At 68.7% G+C, this 16,891-nt stretch carries 15 protein-coding genes; 6 read left to right on the plus strand and 9 right to left on the minus strand.

Annotated elements, in window-relative coordinates; all coding sequences use genetic code 11:
- Nucleotides 1-116 precede the first annotated feature (116 nt).
- From MJ607_RS18145 to MJ607_RS18185, 9 genes are all read right to left on the minus strand, one after another.
- Nucleotides 117-1,025: a hypothetical protein gene (locus MJ607_RS18145; RefSeq protein ID WP_243077017.1), complete on the minus strand. Its 909-nt coding sequence runs from the start codon at nt 1,023-1,025 to the stop codon at nt 117-119.
- A gap of 272 nt (nt 1,026-1,297) precedes the next feature.
- Nucleotides 1,298-2,413, minus strand: a complete 1,116-nt coding sequence (locus MJ607_RS18150) for an adenosine deaminase (protein WP_243077018.1) — start codon at nt 2,411-2,413, stop codon at nt 1,298-1,300.
- A 59-nt stretch (nt 2,414-2,472) separates the two neighbouring features.
- A complete protein-coding gene (locus MJ607_RS18155) occupies nt 2,473-3,780 on the minus strand; it encodes a thymidine phosphorylase (RefSeq protein ID WP_243077019.1) in 1,308 nt (435 codons plus the stop codon).
- The gene (locus tag MJ607_RS18160) at nt 3,777-4,178 is read right to left on the minus strand and encodes a cytidine deaminase (protein ID WP_243077020.1); all 402 of its coding nucleotides are present in this window, start codon (nt 4,176-4,178) and stop codon (nt 3,777-3,779) included. The genes MJ607_RS18155 and MJ607_RS18160 overlap by 4 nt, the downstream gene beginning before the upstream one ends.
- 5 nt (nt 4,179-4,183) lie before the next feature.
- Nucleotides 4,184-5,440, minus strand: coding sequence for an ABC transporter permease (locus MJ607_RS18165; RefSeq protein ID WP_243077073.1), 1,257 nt, complete (start codon nt 5,438-5,440; stop codon nt 4,184-4,186).
- Between the two features lie 29 nt (nt 5,441-5,469).
- A complete protein-coding gene (locus MJ607_RS18170; protein ID WP_243077021.1) occupies nt 5,470-6,750 on the minus strand; it encodes an ABC transporter permease in 1,281 nt (426 codons plus the stop codon).
- Nucleotides 6,747-8,267, minus strand: a complete 1,521-nt coding sequence (locus MJ607_RS18175; protein ID WP_243077022.1) for an ABC transporter ATP-binding protein — start codon at nt 8,265-8,267, stop codon at nt 6,747-6,749. Before MJ607_RS18175 ends, MJ607_RS18170 begins: the two co-directional genes overlap by 4 nt.
- 117 nt (nt 8,268-8,384) lie before the next feature.
- Nucleotides 8,385-9,500, minus strand: a complete 1,116-nt coding sequence (locus MJ607_RS18180; protein WP_243077023.1) for a BMP family protein — start codon at nt 9,498-9,500, stop codon at nt 8,385-8,387.
- A gap of 162 nt (nt 9,501-9,662) precedes the next feature.
- Nucleotides 9,663-10,778 (minus strand): mannose-1-phosphate guanylyltransferase, encoded by a 1,116-nt coding sequence (locus MJ607_RS18185; RefSeq protein WP_243077024.1) that lies wholly within the window; start codon nt 10,776-10,778, stop codon nt 9,663-9,665.
- A gap of 244 nt (nt 10,779-11,022) precedes the next feature.
- Between MJ607_RS18185 and sdhC the strand changes: the two genes are divergently transcribed.
- The 6 genes from sdhC (at nt 11,023) to MJ607_RS18215 (ending at nt 16,827) form a co-directional block, all read left to right on the plus strand.
- Nucleotides 11,023-11,457 (plus strand): succinate dehydrogenase, cytochrome b556 subunit, encoded by a 435-nt coding sequence (sdhC, locus tag MJ607_RS18190; protein WP_243077025.1) that lies wholly within the window; start codon nt 11,023-11,025, stop codon nt 11,455-11,457.
- 1 nt (nt 11,458) lies between these two features.
- Nucleotides 11,459-11,908, plus strand: a complete 450-nt coding sequence (locus MJ607_RS18195) for a succinate dehydrogenase hydrophobic membrane anchor subunit (RefSeq protein ID WP_243077026.1) — start codon at nt 11,459-11,461, stop codon at nt 11,906-11,908.
- A gap of 46 nt (nt 11,909-11,954) precedes the next feature.
- Nucleotides 11,955-13,781, plus strand: a complete 1,827-nt coding sequence (gene sdhA / locus MJ607_RS18200) for a succinate dehydrogenase flavoprotein subunit (RefSeq protein ID WP_243077027.1) — start codon at nt 11,955-11,957, stop codon at nt 13,779-13,781.
- Nucleotides 13,782-13,783: 2 nt separating this feature from the next.
- A complete protein-coding gene (locus tag MJ607_RS18205) occupies nt 13,784-14,587 on the plus strand; it encodes a succinate dehydrogenase iron-sulfur subunit (RefSeq protein WP_243077028.1) in 804 nt (267 codons plus the stop codon).
- A gap of 107 nt (nt 14,588-14,694) precedes the next feature.
- Nucleotides 14,695-15,936: a YihY/virulence factor BrkB family protein gene (locus tag MJ607_RS18210; protein ID WP_243077029.1), complete on the plus strand. Its 1,242-nt coding sequence runs from the start codon at nt 14,695-14,697 to the stop codon at nt 15,934-15,936.
- A gap of 39 nt (nt 15,937-15,975) precedes the next feature.
- Nucleotides 15,976-16,827, plus strand: a complete 852-nt coding sequence (locus MJ607_RS18215) for an exodeoxyribonuclease III (protein ID WP_243077030.1) — start codon at nt 15,976-15,978, stop codon at nt 16,825-16,827.
- Nucleotides 16,828-16,891 lie beyond the last annotated feature (64 nt).

The raw sequence follows: 16,891 nt of genomic DNA on the forward strand, positions 1-16,891 counted from the left end.
GGACACCAAGCACCACCGCTCGGGCCCCGAGCTCACCCACTCCGCGTGTCCCATTTCAGCCGGACCGGCCCTATCGAGGTCCGGCCCAAGTGGGACATCACCACGGGGTATCGAGGTCAGCCACGCCAACCCGCCTGCACGAGAGCCTGCCTCACGAGGGCCACCGCCAGTCGTCCGTCGCCACGGAGATGCTGCTTGACGATCTGCACCTGGCTCCATCCCAGCGCACGAAGGCTCGCGCGGCGCTCGACATCGCGAAAGTACTGATCGGCATCCTCGGCGTGCTGTCGGCCGTCGTACTCCACGTCGACCTTCCATCGGACGAAGGCGAGATCCAGTACTGCGACAAGCACGCCTCGCTCGTCATGGACCACCCAGTTCAGATCGGGCTCAGGCAGTCCCGCGCGCGCAAGGACCAAGCGCAGCCGCGTCTCCTCTGACGATGCCGATCCGGCTCGCACGTCGAGCAGCGCACGCTCGAGGGCCCTGTGCCTCGGTCCCCGCATGGTGCGCGCCTCGTTCCGCAGCTCCTCGACCGTCGTCAGTCCCCCTCGTCCGACGATGAAGTCGGCCGCGGCGATGAGATCGTCGATCCGCCACGATGTCGCGGCCTGGCGCCAGGCTCGAGCGGCACTCTCGACGCGAAACGACTCGATCACGACGGATGCGTCGTCCCGGGTCTGCAGCCTATGCCCAACGATCCCGTCGATCCGCGGTTCTCGTGCGGGCCGGTGTGCGGAGACGTGGATCGCCACCCTGTGCGGAAAGCGCGGAGTCGGGACCCCGTGCAAGGCGAGCGCCGTCTCGTGGCTGTAGAACTGCCACGGCTTGAGTCGCGGCGCGTACTGCCGGCATCTCTCGAGCGTGTCGCGCGGGCCTTCTCCCTGCAGCTGTCGCAGTCCGCGGTATGGGATGACAAGATCCTTCGCGTCGAGTCGTCCCGCAGTGACGCCTGTGGCGAGCGCCTCATGGACGGAGAAGGATCTCCCGGACAGCGAGGGAGGCAGATCGGAGCGACGAGGCATCCTCGCACTCTGGTGCGCACTGCGGTGCGGTCGCCCGCACCAAATGCGATCTGTGGAGTCCCGTTGCCCGTCGCGCGCTGGGGAGAAGCCGCCGCTCAGATCCATGTCCCACTTTGGCCGGACCACGGCCCTCGAGGTCCGGCCCAACTGGGACACGCCAATCCCGCCTCGCATGTCCTCCTAGGACGCGATCCCTCCGCCGTGGACGATGTCCCACTTCGGCCGGACCCCGGAGGGCGACGTCCAGCCCAAGTGGGACACGAACAGCAGGATCAGGCGTCGAAGCCCTCGGCGATGATGTCGATGAGCTCCTCGCGGTCCTCGACCGGCAGGAACGAGCCGGCCGCGGCGTTCAGCTGGAACGTCTCGAGGTCGTCGAGGTCGTACTCGAAGGTCTCGGCGAGCAGCGCGAGCTCGCGCGTGATCGACGTGCGACTCATCGTGCGGTTGTCGACGTTCACCGTGACGCAGAACCCGAGCTGGTACAGCAGGTCGAAGGGGTGATCCTCGAGCGTCGTCCCCCAGCGCTCGATCGCGCCCGTCTGGAGGTTCGACGACGGCGACAGCTCGAGCGGGATCTCGCGATCGCGCACCCAGCGGGCGAGGTCGCCGAACGTCACGAACACCTCTTCGTCCTCGCGCGAGACGACCTCGAGGTCCTCGGCGAGGCGCACGCCGTGGCCGAGCCGCAGCGCGCGCCCGTCGAGCAGCGCCGAGCGAATCGAGTCGAGGCCCGCCGCCTCACCGGCGTGGACGGTCACGGGGAAGAACTCCGACGCGAGATAGTCGAAGGCCGCCTTGTGGTTCGAGGCGGGGAAGCCGTCCTCGGGGCCCGCGATGTCGAAGCCGACCGCCCCGCGACCGCGGAAGTCGACAGCGAGGCGCGCGATCTCGAGCGACCGGTCGGTGTGCCGCATCGCCGTGATGAGCTGACCGGTCCGGATGTCGCGACCCGCGCGATCGGCGGCGTCTTCGGCCTCCTCGATACCCTCCTGGACCGCCTCGACGGCCTCCTCGAGCGTGAGGCCGCGCGAGAGGTGCTGCTCGGGAGCCCACCGCACCTCGCCGTAGACGACGCCGTCGGCGACGAGGTCCTCGACGAACTCGCGCGCGACGCGACGCAGTCCGCCGGCGGTCTGCATGACGGCCGTCGTCAGGTCGAACGTCTTGAGGTACTCCACGAGCGAGCCCGAGTCGCTCTTCTCGGCGAACCACTCGCCGAGGGACTCGGCGTCGTTCGTCGGCACCTCGAGGCCGATCTCGTCGGCGAGCTCGATGATCGTGCCGGGCCGCACGCCGCCGTCGAGGTGATCGTGCAGCGACACCTTGGGCAGGCTCCGGATCGAGACTCCCTGAAGGACGGCGTCGCCGTTCTGGTCGATGGGCATGTGAGGCTCCTCGGTGGTTCGAAGGGGAATCGGGATGCTGGAGGCGCGCGCCGGGCCGGTCAGGCCGTGATGCGCTCGAGCACGAGAGGGGTCGGGACGGGCGGCTCGGCGCCGATCTGCCACGACCCTTGGACAGCAGCGAGCGCCCGGTCGAACCGAGACGCATCCTGCCCGAGCAAGGTGAACAGCGGCTGACCTGCCGAGATCGCATCGCCGGGCTTGACGTGCAGGTCGATGCCCGCGGCGTGCAGGACGGGGTCCTGCGCACGGGCGCGGCCCGCGCCGAGACGCCAGGCGGCGATGCCGAACGGCAGCGCCTCCATGCGGGTGACGAACCCGTCGGCGTCGGCCGTGACGGTGTGGGTCTCATTCGGAGCGGGGAGCGCGGCATCCGGATTCCCGCCCTGCGCGTGGATCATGGCGCGCCAGGAATCCATCGCGCGCCCGTCGGCGAGTGCCTTCTCGACGTCGGCGTCGGGCTGGCCCGCGAGGGCGAGCATCTCGCGCGCGAGCGCCACCGTGAGCTCGACGACGTCCGCCGGACCGCCGCCCGCGAGCACCTCGACGGACTCGCGCACCTCGTTGGCGTTGCCGATCGCGAGGCCCAGCGGCGTGTTCATGTCGGTGAGGAGGGCCGTCGTCGCAACGCCCGAGTCGGTGCCGAGCGCGACCATCGTGCGGGCGAGCTCGCGTGCGCGGTCGACGTCGCGCATGAAGGCGCCCGAGCCGAACTTGACGTCGAGCACGAGCGAGTCGGTGCCCTCGGCGATCTTCTTGGACATGATGCTCGAGGCGATGAGCGGGATCGCCTCGACGGTGCCCGTGACGTCGCGCAGCGCGTACAGGCGCTTGTCGGCGGGCGCGAGGCCCGATCCTGCGGCGCAGATGACGGCGCCGACATCCCGCAGCTGCGCGACGAGCTCGTCGTTGGTGAGCGCGGCGCGCCACCCCGGGATGGACTCGAGCTTGTCGAGCGTGCCGCCCGTGTGACCGAGGCCGCGGCCCGACAGCTGCGGCACGGCGACGCCGAACGACGCGACGAGGGGCGCGAGCGGCAGCGTGATCTTGTCGCCGACACCACCGGTCGAGTGCTTGTCGACGGTCGGCTTGCCGAGCCCCGCGAAGCTCATGCGCTCACCTGAGGCGATCATCGCGTCGGTCATGACGCGGATCTCGTCGCGCTGCATGCCGTTGAGCAGCACAGCCATCGCGAAGGCCGCCATCTGCGAATCGGCGACGTACTCGCGCGTGTAGGCGTCGATCATCCAGCGCAGCGCGTCCTCGGGGACTGCTCCTCCGTCGCGCTTGAGGCGGATGACGTCGACCGCGTCGAAGGGTTCGACCCGTTCGGATGCGGGGTCGGTCATCGCGAGACCTCCTCGAGGTCTCGCGGACCGAAGGCGTCCGGCAGCACTTCGTCGATCGTGCGGATGCCCGAGACCGTCTCGAGCAGCATCCCGGGAAGCGCGTGCTCGTAGAGAAGCTGGCGGCAGCGCCCGCACGGCATGATCGTCTCGCCGTCGTTGTTGACGCACACGAATGCGACGAGCCGCCCGCCCCCAGACATGTGGAGCTCCGAGACGAGCCCGCACTCGGCGCACAGCGTCACCCCGTACGACGCGTTCTCGACGTTGCAGCCCTGGATGATGCGGCCGTCCGACACGAGCGCCGCAGCGCCCACTCGGTAGCGCGAATAGGGCGCGTACGCCCGTTGCATGGCCTCGGTCGCGGCAGCCCGCAGCTCGTCCCAATCGATGTCGGTCACGCGACTCACCCCTTGATGTACGGTTTGCCGTCCGCGGCGGGAGCTCTCGACTTCCCGACGACGCCGGCGACGACGAAGATGGTGACGACGTACGGCAGCATGAGCATGAACTCGCTCGGCACCGGCGAGCCGATGATGTTGAGCGTGTTCTGGAGGCTCGACGCGAATCCGAACAGCAGGGCGGCGAGTGTCGCCTTGATCGGGTCCCACTGACCGAAGATGACGGCTGCGAGCGCGATGAAGCCGGCCCCCGCCGTCATCTCCTTGTTGAACGCGATCCCGTTGCCGATCGTGAAGACGGTGCCGCCGATCCCGGCGATCGCACCCGCGAGCAGGACGTTCCAGAAGCGCGTCGCGTTGACCTTGATGCCGACGGTGTCGGCGGCCTGGGGGTGCTCGCCGACGGCGCGAAGGCGCAGACCCCAGCGGGTGTGGAACATCCCCACGTAGACCGCCGCCACGGCGACGTACACGAGGTACACGATGATCGTCTGGCGGAAGAAGACAGGACCGATGACGGGGATCTCGCTCAGAAGGGGGATCGGGATGCGCGGGAATCTCGGCGGCGCGTTGAGCTGCGCGGCGTTGGGCTGCAGCACCTGTGTGAAGAAGAAGCTCGTGAGGCCCGTCACGAGCACATTGAGGACGACGCCGATGATGACCTGGTCGACGAGGTACTTGATGGCGAACGCCGCGAGCACGGACGCGACGAGAACCCCGGCGAACGCGGCCGCCAGGAGCCCGAGGATGGGCTGGCCTGTGATCGTCGCGACGATGGAGGCGGTGAAGGCCCCTGCGAGCAGCTGCCCTTCGATCGCGATGTTGACGATGCCGGCGCGTTCGCCGATGACGCCGCCGAGCGCGCCGTAGATGAGCGGGATGGCGAGCCCGAGCGACCCCGCCAAGAGTGCGGTGACGGGAATCGTCGCCTCCGCGGCGGCCCACGTCAGGAAGCCGAAGACGCCGACGAGGACGTACACGATCGTCACCCACAGGGGCGTACGGCCGCCCGCCCGCACGAAATACGCGGCGGCGAGGGTCAGGAGCACGAGCACGACGAAGCAGATCCATGCCGTCGTCATGACGGGCACAGCGACATCGGGAAGCTGGATCGCGTCGGCGTCGGTCGACAGGCGGAAGGTCGTCACGCCCTCCCGCGGCGCGAGCACCAGCAGCAGACCGTAGAGGGCCGTGAAGACGAGCAGTGCGATCGGCGTCTTCCAGCTGCGGATGACGGTCCTCTCGGTCGCCGCGGGCGGCATGAGTCCCTCGACGGAGACACGCGGCGATGTCACTTGGACACCCCCTCGAGCTGGACGTCGGCCTTGACCTCCGCCTTGAGCGCCTTCCGTCGCGCCTTCTCCGCCCTGCGCCGGTCGCGCTCGGGCGACGGCAGGAAGAAGATCGTCCGCACGAGCGGCGGCGCGGCGATGAACAGGACGATGAGCGCCTGCACGACCGTCACGATCTCGATCGGGATCTGCTGCGACGCCTGCATCGAGAAGCCGCCGGCCTTGAACGCGCCGAAGAGGATGCCGGCCGCGAACGTGCCCCACGCCGTCGATCGGCCGAGGAGCGCGACCGTGATCGCGTCGAATCCGATGCCCGCATCGATGTCGGCTCCGAAGCCGGTCGTGACCGTGCCGAGCACCTGGTGGACGCCCGCGAGGCCGACGAGGGCGCCGGAGATCAGCATCCCGTAGAGGTACATCCTCTTGACGTTGATGCCCGCGACGCGCGCGGCGTTCGGGTTCACCCCGACGGCGCGGAATTTGAACCCGAGGCTCGAGCGGTTGAGGATCCACGCCACCAGGAAGGTCGCCGCGACCGAGAGGATGAATCCGAAGTGAAGGTTGAACTGCGGACCGAGCAGCTCGGGGAACACCGCCGTGTCTTTCATGGGCGGCGTCTTCGGGGTGTTGGTCCCCGGCGCCTGGAGCAGACCCTCCGTGCGCAGCATCCAGGCCACCAGGTAGTAGGCGATGTAGTTGAGCATGATGGTCACGATGACCTCGTGCGCGCCCGTCTGCGCCTTGAGGAAGCCCGCGATGCCCGCCCACAGGGAACCGGCGATGAGGCCTGCGATCAGCGCGAGGATCATGTGCAGCGGGAATGGCATGTCGAAGGCGAAGCCGACGTAACCGGCCGCCGCCGCCGCGAGGAGCATCTGGCCGCGGCCGCCGATGTTGAACATGCCGATGCGGAATGCGAGCGCGACGCCGAGACCGGCCGCGATGAGCGGAGTCGCGAAGGTGAGCGTCTCGGTCAGGGGCCGGATCGCACGGGCGAACGTCGGCGCCCCGAAGTTGTAGATCGCACCCTGGAACAGCGCGCTGTACGCCCCCCACACGGCATCCCAGCTCGCGGCGAGCGTGTCGCCGGGGCGCGCGAAGAAGTACTTCGCGGCCGCCTGGACGTCTTCGTCCGTCGCCGCGATGAGGATGCCGCCTCCGATGAAGGCGAGGAGCACGGCGAGCACCGAGATGATGGCATTGCCCTGGGTGATCTTGAGGAAGGTCTGATGCCACCTCGACGGCGGCGGAGCCTCGGTCGGCTCGGACGGCGTGCTCACGCGGCGGCCCCTTCCCCAGCGGGGGTCTCGCCCGCCATCATCAGTCCGAGCACTTCGCGCGGGGTGTCGCCCGGAACGATCCCGACGATCCTGCCGCGATACATCACCATGATGCGGTCGGCGAGCGCGGCGACCTCGTCGAGCTCGGTCGAGACGACGATGACGGGCACGCCTTCGTCGCGCGTCGCGACGATGCGCTTGTGGATGAACTCGATGGAGCCGACGTCGACGCCGCGCGTCGGCTGGGCCGCGACGAGCAGCGAAAGGTCGCGGCTGAGCTCGCGCGCGAGCACGACCTTCTGCTGATTGCCGCCGGACAGCGCGCTGACCGGGCTCTCGATGCCCTGCGCGCGGACGTCGAACTCGGTGAACTTCTCCTGCGCGAACGCCGCGAGCGTGCGCCGCTGCAGGGTCCAGGACCTCACGAAGGGCGCTCCGCTGGAACGATCGAGCATGAGGTTCTCGGCGATCGTGAACTTTCCGACCAGCCCGTCCTCGTTGCGGTCCTCCGGCACGAAGCCGACGCCGTCGTCGAGGATGTGTCGCACGCTCTTGCCGACGAGCTCCTCGCCGTCGAGGGTGATCGACCCGCGGACGCGGTCCTGCAACCCGATGAGGGCCTCGGTGAGCTCGGTCTGGCCATTGCCCTGAACCCCCGCGACGGCGAGGATCTCTCCGCCGCGCACGTCGAAGCTGATGTCATTGACGACGAGCTGTCCGAGCGGGTCGATGACGGTGAGCCCCTCGACCACGAGTCCTCGGTCGTTCGGCTCGGGTGGAGCCTTGTGCACCGTGAGTTCGACCGCTCGACCCACCATCATCGAGGCGAGCTCGGCGTTCGAGGCGGTCGGCGATGCCTCGCCCACGACCTTGCCGAGCCGGATGACGGTGATGCGGTCGGCGACTTCGCGCACTTCGCGCAGCTTGTGGGTGATGAAGACGATGGATGCCCCGGACGCCTTGAGCTGGCGCATGATCTCCATGAGCTCGTCGGTCTCCTGCGGCGTGAGGACCGCCGTCGGCTCGTCGAACACGAGCACCTTCGCGTCGCGGGACAGCGCCTTGATGATCTCCACCCGCTGCTGCACGCCGACCGGCAGATCCTCGACGACGGCGTCGGGGTCGAGGTGGAAGCCGAAGCGCTGCGAGATCTCGCGGACGCGCTCGCGCGCCGCCGCCACATCGAGCAGCCCGCCGGCGCGGGTCGACTCGTGGCCGAGCATCACGTTCTCGGCGACGGTGAAGACGGGGATGAGCATGAAGTGCTGGTGCACCATGCCGATCCCGGCGCGCATCGCGTCGCCGGGGCCCTGGAAGTTCTGCACGTGGTCGTCGAGCAGGATGACGCCCTCGTCGGCGGTGTACAAGCCGTAAAGGACGTTCATGAGCGTCGACTTGCCCGCCCCGTTCTCGCCCAGCAAGCAGTGGATCTCGCCCGGCTCGACGACGAGATCGATGTGGTCGTTTGCGACGAGGGTGCCGAACCGCTTGGTGATCCCGCGGAGTTCGAGCTTCATGGTGCCGATCCTAGTGAGAGGGGACGCGGCGGCGCACGGGACGTGTGCGGCGATCGCCGGGGTCCAGACAGGCGTGGGGGGAGGCCGGCGAACCGGCCTCCCCCCACATTCAGTGGATCACTTGTTGAGGTAGGACTCGACCTTGATGGAGCCGTCCATGATGCCGGCCTTGATCGCGTCGAGCTCACCCTGGAGGTCGGGCGAGACCTTGCTCTCGAAGTCGTGGAACGGGGCGATGCCGACGCCGTCGTTGTCGAGCGTGCCGACGAACGGCGTCGTGTCGAAGTCGCCCTGGCCGGCCTTGAGGACCGCTTCCTCGACGCCGACGTCGACAGCCTTGAGGACAGAGGTCAGCAGGAGCTCGCCGACGGTGGGGTCGGTCTCGAACACGTCGGCGTCGACGCCGAGCAGCGCGATGTCCTTGCCCGAGTCGCGGATGACGGACGCCGCGCTCTGGTAGATCTCGCCACCGACCGGCAGGATCACGTCAGCACCCTGGGCGATGAGACCGCTCGCGGCGTTGATCGCCTCCTGGCCGGCGACGAACGAGCCCGTGAAGAGTCCATCCTGCTTCGCGCGGTCCCAACCGAGCACCGTGACGCTGTCGTCCTTCTGCTCGTTCCAGTAGTCCACGCCCTGGGCGAAGCCGTCCATGAAGATCGACACCGTGTCGAAGTTGCCGCCGCCGAAGGTGCCGACGATCTTCGACGTGCTGTACGACGCCGACGCATAGCCGGCCATGAACGCAGCCTGAGCCGTGTCGAAGATGACGGGCTTGATGTTCGGGGCGTCCGTGGCTCCGTCGAAGTCGTTGTCGACGGTGGTGTCGACGGTGACGAACTGGATGTCGGGGTTGGCGATGGCGGCCTCACCGGCTGCCGCGCCGAGGTCGAAGCCCGTCGTGACGATGAGCGTGCAGTTCTGGTCGATCAGGCTCTGGATGTTGGGCGCGAAGTCGGAGGAGGACGTCGACCGCACGTCGAGGAAGTCGATCCCGAGCTCGTCTGCGGCACGCTCCAGCCCCTCGTAGGAGAGCTGGTTGAACGACTTGTCCTGGAATCCGCCCGGGCTCGCGCCGGACACGACGCAGGGCAGGAAGCCCTCGACCACGGTGGACGTGGCCTCATCTGTGGGCGCCGTCTCCTCGGGCGCCGATGCGCAGCCTGCGAGGGCAACGAACATGCCGGCGGCGACCAGGCCGCCGGCCACTCGCTTGCGGGTGGAAAAAGTCACGTCTGCCTCCACGGAAGTAGACCCGCGGACATCGCGGGTGATGAAGCGAAGTTACCTACTGTGACCGCCGAGTTGCATTCCTGCAAGGCCCCGGGGCCCGAATGGTTACAAAGACGCAACACGGACGGAACCGGATGCCGCATTCCGCGCGACTGCGGATCGTCAGAGCACTTCGTTCCGGCCCGTGACCTTGAGCGCGTCGACGACGCCCTTGACGCGCTGCGCATGCTCGCTCGTCGTGACGAGGAGCGCGTCCTCGGTGTCGACGATCACGATGTCCTGCACGCCGATGACGCTGATGACGCGGTTGGTCTGGCTCACGACGATGCCGCTCGAGGCGTCGGCGAGGATGCGCGCGTTCTTGCCCAGGATCGCGAGGTCGTTGCCGCGCCCGTGGGTGTTGAGCTTGGCGAGGCTCGCGAAGTCTCCGACGTCGTCCCAGTCGAAGTGACCGGGAATCACTGCGAGGCGCCCCTTCTCCGCCGCGGGCTCGGCGACGGCGTAGTCGATCGCGATCTTGGTGATCGTCGGCCACACGCGGTCGACGACCGGCCCGCGCGCGTCGCGGTCGTCCCATGCCTCGGCGAGGTCCATGAGACCCGCATACAGATGCGGCTCGTTCTCGGCGATCTCGCCCAGCAGCACGTCGGCCCGCGCGATGAACATGCCGGCGTTCCAGAGGTACGAGCGATCGGCGTAATAGGCCTTGGCCGTCTCGAGGTCGGGCTTCTCGACGAAGCGCCGCACGAGGGCCGCCTCGGGAGCGCCCTCGACCACGAGCTCGTCGCCCTTCTGGATGTAGCCGAAGCCCACGGACGGCTCCACGGGCGGGATGCCGATCGTGCAGATGTAGCCCTCGCGCGCCGTCGCGACGGCCTGCCGGACCGCCCAGTCGAACACCTGCGCGCCGCGGATGACGTGGTCGGCGGCGAACGAGCCGATGATGACGTCAGGCTCGCGCTTGACGAGGATCGCCGCCGCGAGACCGATCGCCGCCGCCGAATCGCGCGGCTCCGACTCGAGGAAGACGTTCTTGTCGGGGACGCCGGGAAGCTCCCTCTCGACCGCGGCGCGATGCGCGCGACCGGTCACGACGGCGATGCGGTCGCTGCCGGCGAGCGGTTCGAGTCGATCCCACGTGTCGCGCAGCAGCGTCTGCCCCGACCCGGTGAGGTCGTGCAGGAACTTGGGCGCGTCGGCACGCGACAGCGGCCACAGTCTGCTGCCGATGCCCCCCGCGGGGATGACGGCGTAGAAGTCGTTGATCGGCTCGGGCATGACTCCAGGCTACCCAGGGGTGTTGCGCGCGGGTGTCGGGGAGTTGTCAGCCCCGTGAATCGCGTGAGGATCGGCATCCGTCGCCGTAAAGATATCTCGACGTCGAGATACTTCCGAGAGGCCCATCCCTCCGCGCGACATGACGGGAATAGGATGTACGGCGCGCCCGCGTGACGCAGGGGGACGCCATTCCCCCGGGGCAGAGTTCGCCCCCGCACAGTGTTCTAGTCAGGGAGGACGGCCCGTGTCTGCACCAGCACGCATCACCCCGTCGGTCGCGGAGACCACGTCCCGAGTGCCGCGCGGCACTCTCTATCGAGGCCACGAGGGGATGTGGTCCTGGGTCCTGCACCGCATCACGGGTGTCGCGATCTTCTTCTTCCTCCTCGTGCACATCCTCGACACGGCGCTCATCCGGGTCTCCCCGGAGGCGTACAACGCCGTCATCGGCACGTACAAGAACCCGATCATGGGCGTCGGCGAGATCGCACTCGTCGGCGCGATCGCGTACCACGCGTTCAACGGCCTGCGCATCATCGTCGTGGACTTCTGGTCGAAGGGCGCGCGCTACCAGCGCCAGCTGTGGTGGATCGTGCTCGGCGTCTGGTTCGTCACGATGGCGGCATTCGTGCCGCGCCAGTTCATGGTCATCATGAGCGAGATCACCGGGGGGCACTGAGATGACTGCCGACACCATCGCCGACCCCCGCGCTCCGCGGACGACGCCGCGCAAGGGCGCCAACCTCGAGAAGTGGGGCTGGATCTACATGCGCGCCTCGGGCGTGCTGCTCGTCGTCCTGATCTTCGGCCACCTCTTCGTCAACCTCGTGCTGGGCGAAGGCGTCAAGCAGATCGACTTCGCCTTCGTCGCGGGCAAGTTCGCGACGCCGTTCTGGCAGTGGTGGGACGTGCTGATGCTGTGGCTCGCGCTGATCCACGGCGCCAACGGCATGCGCACGATCGTCAACGACTACGTCGGCCACGAGCGCACGCGCCGCGTCCTCGTGTGGGCGCTGTGGCTGTCGGCGGCGTTCCTCATCCTCCTCGGCACGCTCGTCGTCTTCACCTTCGACCCGTGCCCCACCGGCTCCCCCGCCGACCTGCTGCCCAGCTTCTGCGCTGAGCTGTGACCTGGTCGCGCGCGGACACATCGACTGAGACAGAGGCATCCCACACGTGAGCACCCAGACCACCGCCGACAGCTATGTCAAGGACGGCGTCCACTACCACCAGTTCGACATCGTCATCGTGGGAGCCGGCGGCGCCGGCATGCGCGCGGCGATCGAGGCGGGGCCGGGCGCCAGGACGGCCGTCATCACGAAGCTCTACCCGACGCGGTCCCACACGGGCGCGGCGCAGGGCGGCATGGCGGCGGCGCTCGCGAACGTCGAAGAGGACTCGTGGGAGTGGCACACCTTCGACACCGTCAAGGGCGGCGACTACCTCGTCGACCAGGACGCGGCCGAGATCCTCGCGAAAGAGGCGATCGATGCCGTCATCGACCTCGAGAACATGGGCCTGCCGTTCAACCGCACGCCCGAGGGCAAGATCGACCAGCGCCGCTTCGGCGGTCACACCGCCGACCACGGCAAGACCCCTGTGCGCCGCGCGTGCTACGCCGCCGACCGCACGGGCCACATGATCCTGCAGACGCTCTTCCAGAACTGCGTGAAGCTCGGCATCAACTTCTTCAACGAGTTCTACGTCCTCGACCTCGTCACGGTCGGCGAGGGCAAGGACCAGCAGATCGCGGGCGTCGTCGCGTACGAGCTCGCGACGGGCGATCTGCACGTCTTCCAGTCGAAGGCCGTCATCTTCGCGACGGGCGGCTTCGGCAAGATCTTCAAGACGACCTCGAACGCCCACACCCTCACGGGCGACGGCGTCGGCGTCATCTGGCGCAAGGGCCTGCCCCTCGAGGACATGGAGTTCTTCCAGTTCCATCCGACGGGCCTCGCGGGACTCGGCATCCTGCTCACCGAGGGTGCGCGCGGTGAAGGCGCGATCCTGCGCAACGTCAGCGGCGAGCGCTTCATGGAGCGCTACGCGCCGACCATCAAGGACCTCGCACCGCGCGACATCGTGAGCCGCTGCATGGTGCAGGAGGTCGCCGAGGGCCGCGGAGCGGGTCCGCACCGCGACTACGTGCTGCTGGACTGCACGCACCTCGGCGCGGAGGTGCTCGAGACCAAGCTCCCCGACATCACGGAGTTCGCCCGCACGTACCTCGGCGTCGACCCCGTCGTCGAGCCCGTGCCGGTCATGCCCACGGCGCACTACGCGATGGGCGGCATCCCGACGAACAACGACGCCCAGGTGCTCGCGGACAACACGACTGTCGTACCGGGTCTCTACGCCGCCGGCGAGTGCGCGTGCGTCTCGGTGCACGGCTCGAACCGCCTCGGCACGAACTCGCTGCTCGACATCAACGTCTTCGGCAAGCGCGCCGGCCGCAACGCCGTGCAGTACGTGCAGACCGCCGACTTCGTGCCGCTGCCCGAGGACCCCGCCAAGGAGGTCCGCGAGCTGATCGAGGGCCTGCGGAGCAACCCGGGCACCGAGCGCATCGCGGTGCTGCGCAAGACGCTGCAGGACGAGATGGACCGCAAGGCGCAGGTCTTCCGCACGGACGAGTCGCTCAGCGAGGTGATGGACGTCATCGCCGAGCTCCGCGAGCGGTACCGCAACGTCCACGTCGACGACAAGGGCAAGCGCTACAACACCGACCTCCTGGAGGCCGTCGAGCTCGGGTTCCTCCTCGACCTCGCTGAGGTCGTGGTCGTGACCGCGCGCAACCGCAAGGAGAGTCGGGGCGGCCACATGCGCGACGACTACCCGAAGCGCGACGACGAGAACTACATGAAGCACACCATGGCCTATCTCTCGGGCGACGCGCAGTCGTCGCATCCCGAGGACCACATCCGGCTCGACTGGAAGCCGGTCGTGTTCACCAGGAACGCGCAGGGCGAGTTGAACTACCCGCCGATGGAGAGGAAGTACTGAGCATGGCCACTTCCGCGACCGACATCATCGAGCGCACCGACGAGGACGCGCAGGAGACGGCTCAGGATGCCGCGGCGAACGACACCGGCATCCAGTCGTTCCTCGTGACCTTCATCATCCGGCGCTTCGACCCCGAGGTCGATGAAGAGCCGCGCTGGGTCGACTACGACGTCGAGCTCTACTCGACCGACCGCGTCCTGGACGCCCTGCACAAGATCAAGTGGGAGGTCGACGGCTCACTGTCGTTCCGCCGCTCGTGCGCGCACGGCATCTGCGGATCGGACGCCATGCGCATCAACGGGCGCAACCGGCTCGCGTGCAAGACGCTCATCAAGGACCTCGACATCTCGCAGCCGATCTACGTCGAGGCGATCAAGGGCCTGCCGCTCGAGAAGGACCTCATCGTCGACATGGAGCCGTTCTTCGCCTCCTACCGCGAAGTGCAGCCCTTCCTCATCGCCTCTTCCAAGGTCGAGCCCGGCAAGGAGCGCATCCAGTCGATCGTGGACCGCGAAGTGTTCGACGACACGACCAAGTGCATCCTGTGCGCCGCGTGCACCTCGTCGTGCCCCGTCTTCTGGACGGACGGCCAGTACTTCGGGCCCGCCGCGATCGTCAACGCCCACCGGTTCATCTTCGACTCGCGCGACGACGCGGCCGACGTGCGCCTCGACATCCTCAACGACAAGGAGGGCGTGTGGCGCTGCCGCACGACCTTCAACTGCACCGAGGCGTGCCCCCGCGGCATCGAGGTCACCAAGGCGATCGCCGAGGTCAAGCAGGCGGTCCTGCGCGGTAAGCGCTGACGCTCCTCGCCGCGCCCTTCGCGGCGCTGCGTCACGCGCCGCCGGTTCCTCGCCCGGCCCGGGCGGGACGCCGGGCCGCGGCATCCCGTGCTCGCTAGTCTTTCAGCGTGACCGTCTCCCGTGACCGCTCCCCGGCGCCCGCGGCGCAGGACGCCGCCGACGCGGCGGCGGCCGAGGAGGAGGGGCTCCGGCGCAGCTGGGATCAAACGCAGGCAGTGCTGCGCGAGCGCTTCGAGCCGCGCATCGAGCAGGCGCGCGGGTTCACGCAGCGGACGATGCAGTGGTTCCCGATCCGGGTGTGGATGCATTTCCTGCACCACAACGGGTTCCTGCTGGCGGCGGGCGTCAGCTACCAGGCGCTGTTCGCGAGCTTCGCGGCGATCTACGTCGGATTCGCGATCGCCGGGCTCTGGCTCGGCGCGAGCCCCGAGGCGATCGATGCGCTCATCGGCGTCATCAACACCTACATCCCGGGGCTCATCGGCGAGAGCGGCCTGTTCACCGAGGCGGAGGTCACCGAGATCGCGACGAGCAGCGCGACGACCCTCGGCATCACGGGCATCATCGCCCTCGGCACGTTGATCTGGACCGCTATCGGCTTCGTGACCTTCGCCCGCCGCGGCGTGCGCGACATCTTCGGGCTTCCGCCCGACCTGCGCAGCTACTTCTTCCTCAAGGCGCGCGACCTGATCGGCGCCGTGCTCTTCGCCCTCGCCCTGATCCTCGGCTCGGCCCTCACGTCGTTCGGCACGTGGGCGATGAACGGGATCATCACGCTGCTGGGCCTCAGCCCCGCCTCGGGCTGGTCGGAGTTCACGCTGCGGATCGGCACGATCGTCATCTCGTTCGTCGTCTACACGGGCGCGCTCGCGGGACTCATCCGCTTCCTCACCGGCACGAGACTCGCCTGGCGACGGATCTGGCCGGGCGCGCTCCTCGGCGGCGGCGCGATCACCGTCCTCCAGCTCGGCACGGCGTGGCTGTTCCTCTACACGCCGTCCAACTCGCTGCTCGCCGCATTCGCGATCTTCGTCGGCCTGCTGCTGTGGTTCCGCATCATCGGCGTCATCATGCTCGTCGCGGCGGCGTGGGTCGCCGTTTCGGCGCACGACAACGACGTGCCCCTCATGCCCCTCTCGGACGCCGAGCGGCTCGTGAAGGAGCACGAGGCGCTCCTGCTCGCCGCGCAGGTGCGGCTGCGCACGGCCAAGACAGCGGCGGAGCAGGCGCCCTGGTATCGCAAGTGGACCGCCGACAAGGCAGTCCGGGATGCCGTCGACGAGCTGCAGCACGTCGAGTCGGTCGCTCCTCCCCCGCTGCCCAAGCTGCGCGGCACGATCCTGGAGTGACGCCTCTCGGCGTCGGAGGCCGAGGCTAGGCTGGCCGACGTGCCACGCCGCCTCCGCATCGCCTCCGTCAACGTCAACGGCATCCGCGCCGCCGCCCGCAAGGGCATGCTCCCCTGGCTCGAGCAGGCGGACGTCGACATCCTCGCCCTCCAAGAGGTGCGGGCGACGCTCGACGAACTGAGCGCCTCGCTGCCCGGGTGGGAGCTCGTCAACGACGAGGCGCTCGCGAAGGGGCGCGCCGGCGTCGCGGTGCTGTCGCGCTCGGGCTCGGTCGATGTGCGACGGGTGCTCGGCGACGCCGAGACGCTCGACTCGGCGGGCCGCTGGATCGAAGCGGACTTCGACGTCGACGGCGAGACCGTCACGATCGTGAGCGCGTACGTCCCGACGGGCGAGGCGGGCACCGAGCGCCAGGAAGCCAAGTGGGCATTCCTGGACGCCATGGAGAAGCGGATGCCGCTCCTGCGCGCGGAGCGGCCGCTGAGCCTCATCATGGGCGACCTCAACGTCGGGCACCGCGAGTTCGACATCCGCAACTGGAAGGGCAATGTGAAGAAGGCGGGCTTCCTGCCCAGGGAGCGCGCCTACTTCGACCGGTTCCTCGGCGCAGACGGAACCGACGTGACGGGCGTCGACGGCTCGGTCGGGCCGGGCCTCGGTTGGGTCGACATCGGCCGACGGCACGCGGGCGAGGTCGACGGGCCCTACACATGGTGGTCGAACCGCGGGAAGGCCTTCGACAACGACACCGGGTGGCGCATCGACTACCACCTCGCGACGCCCGACCTCGCGGCGCGCGCGACCGACTACCGGGTCGTGCGGGCTCCCTCGTGGGACACGCGGTGGAGCGACCACGCGCCGGTCGTCGCGGACTACGGCGTCGGGGCCTGACAGCTCCACGGCACGCTCTCGCCGCCCGGGCGTGCCCCGCCGTGCCCGCGCTGCGCCACAGCGG

It is taken from the genome of Microbacterium sp. SS28, assembly GCF_022761035.1.
In the GTDB taxonomy this organism is placed as follows: Bacteria; Actinomycetota; Actinomycetes; order Actinomycetales; family Microbacteriaceae; genus Microbacterium.